At 71.9% G+C, this 7,017-nt stretch carries 7 protein-coding genes; 1 reads left to right on the top strand and 6 read right to left on the bottom strand.

What is annotated here, in order from left to right:
- The 6 genes from O2W53_RS07515 to O2W53_RS07490 all read right to left on the bottom strand — a co-directional run.
- The coding region (locus tag O2W53_RS07515; protein WP_269162368.1) for a CoA transferase subunit A at positions 1-660 on the bottom strand (660 nt) is incomplete at its 3' end.
- Positions 661-736: 76 nt separating this feature from the next.
- Positions 737-1,954 (bottom strand): acetyl-CoA C-acetyltransferase, encoded by a 1,218-nt coding sequence (locus tag O2W53_RS07510; RefSeq protein WP_269162367.1) that lies wholly within the window; start codon positions 1,952-1,954, stop codon positions 737-739.
- Positions 1,955-2,198: 244 nt separating this feature from the next.
- A complete protein-coding gene (locus tag O2W53_RS07505) occupies positions 2,199-2,942 on the bottom strand; it encodes an IclR family transcriptional regulator (RefSeq protein ID WP_269162366.1) in 744 nt (247 codons plus the stop codon).
- Positions 2,943-3,053: 111 nt separating this feature from the next.
- The gene (locus O2W53_RS07500) at positions 3,054-3,923 is read right to left on the bottom strand and encodes an ABC transporter permease (RefSeq protein ID WP_269162365.1); all 870 of its coding nucleotides are present in this window, start codon (positions 3,921-3,923) and stop codon (positions 3,054-3,056) included.
- A 52-nt stretch (positions 3,924-3,975) separates the two neighbouring features.
- Positions 3,976-4,758, bottom strand: coding sequence for an ABC transporter ATP-binding protein (locus tag O2W53_RS07495; protein ID WP_269162364.1), 783 nt, complete (start codon positions 4,756-4,758; stop codon positions 3,976-3,978).
- A 32-nt stretch (positions 4,759-4,790) separates the two neighbouring features.
- Positions 4,791-5,609: an IclR family transcriptional regulator gene (locus O2W53_RS07490; RefSeq protein ID WP_269162363.1), complete on the bottom strand. Its 819-nt coding sequence runs from the start codon at positions 5,607-5,609 to the stop codon at positions 4,791-4,793.
- Between the two features lie 288 nt (positions 5,610-5,897).
- Here O2W53_RS07490 and O2W53_RS07485 point away from each other — a divergent pair, with 288 nt between their 5' ends.
- Positions 5,898-6,980 carry an ABC transporter substrate-binding protein gene (locus O2W53_RS07485; protein ID WP_269162362.1) on the top strand — a complete coding sequence of 361 codons (1,083 nt, stop codon included), beginning with the start codon at positions 5,898-5,900 and terminating at the stop codon, positions 6,978-6,980.
- Positions 6,981-7,017: the final 37 nt, after the last annotated feature.

Genomic DNA, 7,017 nt, shown 5'->3' with positions numbered 1-7,017 from the left:
GGCCTCGGGCGGGATCTGCCCGGGCTCCACCAGCCGCTCGACCTCGGCGATGGTGATCGCCGCGGCCATGCCGCACAACGGGTTGAAGTTGCGGGCCGACTCGCGGAAGACCAGGTTGCCGTGCCGGTCACCGACCGCCGCGCGGACCAGGCCGAAGTCGGCGGTCAGTGCCGTCTCCAGCACGAAGTCCTGGTCGCCGAACCGACGGACCTCCTTGGGCTCGCTGGTGGCCACCACGTTGCCCTCGGCGTCGTAGCGCACCGGGATGCCGCCGTCGGCCACCAGGGTGCCCACCCCGGTCGGGGTGTAGAAGGCGGGGATCCCGGTGCCCCCGGCGCGCAGCCGCTCGGCCAGCGACCCCTGCGGGGTCAGCTCGACCTCCAGCTCCCCGGAGAGGTACAGCCGGGCCAGCTCCTTGTTGCCACCCACGAAGGAGCTGATCGTCTTGGCGATCCGCCCGGCGTAGAGCAGCACCCCCAGCGCCTGATCGGCGGCCCCGCAGTTGTTGGTGATCGTGGTGAGCCCGGACGCCCCCTGGGCCAGCAACGCGTCGATCAGGCACACGGGCACCCCGCACAACCCGAAGCCACCCACGGCCAAGGTCGTCCCGTCGCTGACGTCGGCCACCGCATCAGCAGCGGAACGGACGACCTTGTCCATCGCACCTCCCGATCTCAGGCAGTCCTCTCCCCCGCGCCATCGGCGGGGAGGTCTCTCGTCGCGGCGACCGGCGCGGTCAGCGCACCCGCTCGAACACGGCGGCCAGCCCCTGCCCACCGCCGATGCACATCGTCTCCAGGCCGTAGCGGGCCTCCCGGCGGCGCATCTCGTGGGCCAGGGTCGCCAGGATGCGCGCGCCGGTCGCGCCCACGGGGTGGCCCAGGGAGATGCCCGAGCCGTTCACGTTGACCCGTTCCCGGTCGTCCACGCCCAGGCCCCACAGGTCCAGGCACGCCAGCACCTGGCTGGCGAAGGCCTCGTTGAGCTCGATCAGGTCCAGGTCGGCGAAGGTGAGCCCGGTCCGGGCCAGCACCGCAGCGGTGGCCGGGACCGGCCCGATGCCCATCGTCTCCGGTGGCACGCCGGCCACCGCCCAACCGGCGATCCGCAGGAACGGGTCCCAGCCGCGGCGGTCGGCCTCGGCCCGGGTGGTGACCAGGCACACCGCCGCGCCGTCGTTCTGCCCGGAGGCGTTTCCCGCGGTCACCGTGGCGTGCGGGTCGACCGCGCCCATCACCGGCCGCAATCGGGCCAGGTCCGCCATCGTGGTGTCCGGGCGGGGGTGCTCGTCGGTGGTGACCACGTGGGCGGGGACCTTCCGGGTGCCGGGCACCTCGACGCCGATGATCTCCTCGGCGAACCGGCCCTCGCGGATGGCCGCGCCGGCGGCCTGCTGCGAGCGCAGCGCCCACGCGTCCTGCGCCAGCCGGTCGACCGAGTGCTCGCGGCGCACGTTCTCCGCCGTCTCCAGCATCCCGCCGGGAACCGGGTGGTCGACGCCACCGGCGGTCTCCCGGGCTCGGGCCAGGCGGTCGTGCAGCATCACCCCGTCGCCGCGCACCCCGGTGCGCAGGCCCAGCGCGTAGTGCTCCACCGAGCTCATCGACTCCACGCCGCCGGCCACCACGGTGGTCGCCGCGCCCGATCCGACGGTCATCGCGGCGTACAGCACCGCTTGCAGGCCCGAGCCGCACCGCCGGTCGACCTGCAGGCCAGGCACCTGCACACCCAGCCCGGCGTCCAAGGCCGCGATCCGGCCGATCGCCGGGTTCTCTCCGCTGGGGCTGCAGTGCCCGAGCACCACGTCGTCGACCTGCCCCTCGCCCAGGCCGGCACGCTCGGCCAGGGCGCGGATCGCGGTGGCGGCGAGCTCGTTGGCGGACAGCCCGGCGAAGACGCCGCCCATCCGGCCGATGGGGGTGCGTACCGGGCTGCATATGACGACGTCGTCCACCGGGCCACCGTGTCAGCGCGGACGTGCCGGACCAAGGCAACCGTCCCACCCACCGGAAATCCATCCCACTTCTCCGATGCGGGTGTCGTCCGCCCGCCGCCGTCCCGCAGGCCCGCCCCGAGCTCGACCGGACGCCGGGCGGGCCGCCGGAGCAGCGGTGCGCCATCCTCACCCAGGTGTGCATCGCCGGAGCGTGCCGCCGCCGCGACACCGCCCAGCCGGTCCTTCCGCAGGACCGACGTGGTCAGCGGGCCTGCTCCGCGGCACCCACCGCCCGGCCGATGCCACGTGCGGCGACCTGGAGCAACGGTGCGAGGCGACCGAGGTCCCGGCGGTGCGCGGGGACGACGATGCCCAGCGCCGCCACCACCACCAGCCCACCGGCGCGCTCGACGGTGACCGGGACCGCCACCGCCGCCGCACCCAGCGACATCTGCTCCGCGGTCCGAGCCCAGCCGCTACGCCGGACGTCGACCAAGTCGCGGGTCAGCCGCCGGGGGTCGACCACGGTGTAGGGCGTCTCCCGGGTGGGTGCGCGCAGCACCCGGTGCACGACGTCGTCCGGGGCCGAGGCCAGCAGCACCTTCCCGACCGCGGTGGCGTGCAGCGGCAGCCGGCTGCCGACCTGGCTGACGGTCGGCACGGCGCGCTTCCCGGAGATGCGTTCCACATAGAGCGCCGTGGTGTCCTCCCGCACCGCCAGGTGGACGGCGTCCCGGGTGGCGGTGTGCACGTCGAGCAGGAAGGGAGCGGCGACCTGGCGCAGCTCCAGGTGCACCGGCGCGAGCAGGCCGAGTTCCCAGAGCCGCTGGCCGATCTCGTAGCGGCCGTCGTCACGGCGGGCGAGCGCGCCCCAGGCGACCAGCTCGGCGAGCAGTCGGTGAGCGGTGGTCACCGGAGTACCGGAGCGCGCCGCCACCTCCGACAAGGACAGTCGCGGGTGCCCGGTGTCGAAGGCGCCCAGCACGTCGAGCGCCCGGGAGGTCACCGAACGACCCGCTACCAACGCACGCCCGGACACGTCACGCACCCCTCCCGCCGCTGATCGTCACTCGACGGACGCCGTGGTGACGGGCCGGACCCGACCGGACGGCCGAGGTCAGTGGTCGAGGCGGTTGACGTCGTGGGACCAGAAGACGACGCGCCGGCCCACGAGCACGACCACGAAGTGGAGCGTGAGCCCGATGACCGAGAGCATCACCAGGACGGCGAAGGTGCGGGAGACGTCGAGGGTGAAGTTCGTGGCCTGGATGACGTAACCCAGCCCCTCCGTCGAACCCACGAACTCGGCGACGATGGCACCGGTGACCGCGAAGACCGCGGCGACGTCGAGACCGGCGAAGATGCTCGGCAGCGCGCTGGGGAACTGCAGCCGCCGGAACACCTGGGAACGCGTCGCCCCGAACGCCCGGAACATGGCGATCTGGTCGGGGTCGGTGGACCGCAGTCCGTGGATGGCGTTGACCAGGAGCGGGAAGAACGCCAGCAGGGCTGTCGTGACCACCTTGGAGGTCAGCCCGGTGCCGAACCAGATGATCAAGACCGGGGCGATGGCCACCTTGGGGATGGTCTGGGTGGCCACGACGAGCGGGTAGACCGCCTTGTCCACCAGCCGGGACTGGGTGACCAGGAAGGCCACGCCGAGCGCAGTCACGACGGCGACCCCGAAGCCGAGGAAGATCTCCTTGAGGGTGACCCAGCCGTTGCGGACCAGGCTGCCGTCGGCCAGTCCCGAGTAGAGCGACTCGGCCACCGCGGTGGGCGCCGGGAAGATGATCGGTGACACGTCGAAGGCCACGACGACCGCCTGCCAGACGGCCACGGCGAACACGGCGAGCATCAGCGACAGCGCCCAGCCGGGTAGGTCGGACAGGCGCCGTCGCGCCGCCCGCTCGGCGGTCTTCGGCGCAGCCTGGTCGGGCGTGGCAGCCCCGGCGGGGCGCGCTCCGGGTTGTGACGTCGTCGTCATGGTCGATCCCTCGCGTCTGGTCGGTTCGGGTGTGGCCGGCGGGCAGCCACGGTCAGTGAGCGCTGGTCGTGATGTTCAGCAGCCGCCGGATCCGCAGGACGTACTCGCCGAACTCGGGGGTGTTGACCGACTCGAGTCGTCGGGGCCGCGGGATGTCGATGTCGATGATCTCGGCGATGCGACCCGGTCGCGGGGTCATCACGACGACCCGGTCGGAGAGCAGCACCGACTCGGGGACGCTGTGGGTGACGAACAGGACCGTCTTGCGGTCGCGCTCCCAGATGTCGAGCAGCTCCATGCCGAGCTGGTCGCGGGTGAGCGCGTCCAGCGCCCCGAAGGGCTCGTCCATCATCAGGATCTGCGGGTCGTGCACCAGCGCGCGGCCGATGCCGACCCGCTGCTGCATGCCACCGGACAGCTCGTTCGGGTACTTGTCGGCGAAGTCCGCCAGCCCCAGCGTGGTCAGCATCGCGTCGGCGGTCGCGTCGGACCCCCCGGCCGGTGCGCCGTTCAGGTCGTGGGACAGCAGCAGGTTCTGCCGCACCGTGCGCCAGGGCAGCAGCAACGCCTGTTGGAAGACCATGCCGAGCCGGTGCCGGCCGGCCGGGAGCTCGCCCCCGAAGGTGACGGTGCCCCGCGTCGGGCGACTCTGCCCCAGGACGATCTTCAGCAGCGAGCTCTTGCCGCACCCGCTGGGGCCCACGAGGGACACGAACTCTCCCTGCCCCACCGTGAGGTGGATGTCGTCCAGGGCCGTGACCTCGCCGCTCCGCCGGCTGGAGTAGGTCTTGTGCACGCCGTCCAGGTGGAGGGCAGCGGTCGTGGTCATCGTCATCGTCGGTTCCTCGTGGCTCGGGATCGGTCCGGTCAGGCGGTGTCGTACTCGGGGTCCGACTGCGGGCGAGGGAGCGGCCAGGCGCCACCCATCCGGTCGGTGAAGGCGTGGGCGGTGCGGAGCAGCAGTTCCTCGGCCAGCGTGGAGCGGCCCGCCGGCAGGACGGTCGACGTCCCGACCACGGCGAGGGTCGCCGCGAGCCCCTGCGCACCGAAGACCGGTGCGGCGATGATCCGCACGCCCTCCGGGGTGGTCGCCAGGCCCAACCCGGTCGCCTCGGTCGCGCGCATCCGTTCGTCGACGCCGTCGCGCTGCTGCCCGGGCACGGTGCCGGCCAGGCGTTCGACGGCGAAGCGGTCGGGGTGGAAGGCCAGGAAGACCTGGGTCTGCGCAGCATCGATGCCGAGCTGGTGGCCGACCCGCACGGTCACCGTGGCACCCCACGTCACGTACTGCTCGACGTGCACCACCACGGGCCCGGACGCCCCCCACAACGCCATGGAGACGGTGAGTCGCGCCTCGGCCGCCAGGTCCCGCATGAGCGGTGGGCCGACCTCCAGCACGTGCTGCCTGCCCAGCGCGAAGGCGCCCAGCTGGTAGATCAGGCGGGAAGGCTGGAACGCCGCAGCGTGCTCGGGGCTCCGCTCCAGGAGCCCGACGCTCTCCATGGACATGAAGTAGCGATTCGTCGTGGTGCGGTTGAGGCCCAGCAACGCCGCTGCCTGCGCGACCGTGACGGTCGGACGACGCGGACCGAAGAGGGCGAGGACCTGAGCAGTCCGCGCCACGGCCTGGATGTCACCCGACGAGCCGGCCCCGGCCCCTGGCAACGACATCATCTCGGCATCCATGCACCACTCCTGTTGTTCACATGACGATCAGAGCGTCGCTGCTGACTGTGTCCGGCAGTGTTGCACCTCACAGCCATCACGGTCTAGTGCGGGTTCAGCCCAGGACGCTGCCGACAATTTGGTGTGTTGACACTGAACGTGATCCACCCCATAGTCCGTATCGCGATCACATAGATCGCCAAGCGGACTAGTCGAAGCGAGCTCGTCGAAGCGGCTCACGTCCGAGTGCGATCACCCGACCGACCCCCTCGCGGGGAGTCGTCCCCCTCCCACGAAGGCAGGTACCAGATGTTGCGTGGTCCTCTCGGTCGACGCTTCGGCGTCACCGCCGCGATCCTCGGGGTCGTCGTCGGCCTCACCGGATGCGGGAGCTCCGACGACGACGCGGCCGGCGGCACGGACGACGTCACCGTCGCGCTGACCGCCCCGTCCTGGTCGACGGAGACCGCCGTCTTCCTGCTCGCGGACCGGCTCGGGTACTTCGAGCAGGAGGGGCTGTCCGTCGAGTTCAACCTGGCCAAGTCCGGCACCGAGGCGGTCCAGCAGCTGATCGGCGGCAACGCCGACGTCGCGGTGGCGACCGGGGAACCGATCGTCATCGCGGCCCAGCAGCAGACCGAGGTGCAGTACTTCATGCCCAACTACGGGCACTTCATCTACGAGCTCCGGGCGCTGGACGGCTCGGGGATCGAGACGGTGGAGGACCTGGTGGGCAAGCGCATCGGCCTCACGAACACCAACAGCACCGGCGCCACGATCGTGCGCACCGCGCTGCGCAACGCCGGCCTGCAGGAGAGCGACGTCACGTTGGTCCCGATCGGCGTCGGCGCGCAACTGGTCACGGCTGTGCAGAACGGCGACGTCGACGCGCTGGCCCTCTTCGACACGCTCTACCTGACCCTGGAGAGCCAGGGCATCGAGACCTCGGTGATCCCGGTGCCCGAGATCGAGGGCCTCTTCGGCGGCGGCCTCGCGGCGCTCGCCGAGGACCTGGAGGACGACCCGGACCTGTACGCCCGCTTCGGCAGGGCCGTCGCCAAGGGGCTGGCGTGGGCACGGCTGCACCCGGAGGAGGCCGTTCGCGAGGAGTGGGAGGCGTTGCCGGAGTTGCGGCCGGGGACCGGCCAGGACGAGGCCACCGTCCTCGCCACCCAGGTCACCTACATCAACAACCGGCTGAACTTCCTCATCCCGGACCCGGAGTCCACCGACTGGACCACCATGGACGAGGAGTCGATGTCCCGGTTCATCAGCTGGGCCGCCGACAGCGAGTTGATCACCGAGGAGCCCTCGGTGGACGCGGTGCTCACCAACTCCCTCGCCGACCAGATCGGCGACTTCGAGCCGACCGAGCTGGAGCCGACCAGCTAGCAGCGCCCGCCACCCCGGCGGTTGCGGTCCGCCGACC

This window comes from Modestobacter sp. VKM Ac-2978 (genome assembly GCF_026968025.1).
Classification (GTDB): Bacteria; Actinomycetota; Actinomycetes; order Mycobacteriales; family Geodermatophilaceae; genus Modestobacter.
The sequence above is the reverse complement of the archived record's forward strand: the minus strand, read 5'-3'. Positions and strand labels throughout refer to the sequence as shown.

Bases quoted from the DNA above. Each gene is read 5' to 3' on its own strand.
- O2W53_RS07500 (WP_269162365.1), bottom strand. From the start codon at position 3,923: ATGACGACGACGTCACAACCCGGAGCGCGCCCCGCCGGGGCTGCCACG.
- O2W53_RS07495 (WP_269162364.1), bottom strand. From the start codon at position 4,758: ATGACGATGACCACGACCGCTGCCCTCCACCTGGACGGCGTGCACAAG.
- O2W53_RS07490 (WP_269162363.1), bottom strand. From the start codon at position 5,609: ATGGATGCCGAGATGATGTCGTTGCCAGGGGCCGGGGCCGGCTCGTCG.
- O2W53_RS07485 (WP_269162362.1), top strand. From the start codon at position 5,898: ATGTTGCGTGGTCCTCTCGGTCGACGCTTCGGCGTCACCGCCGCGATC.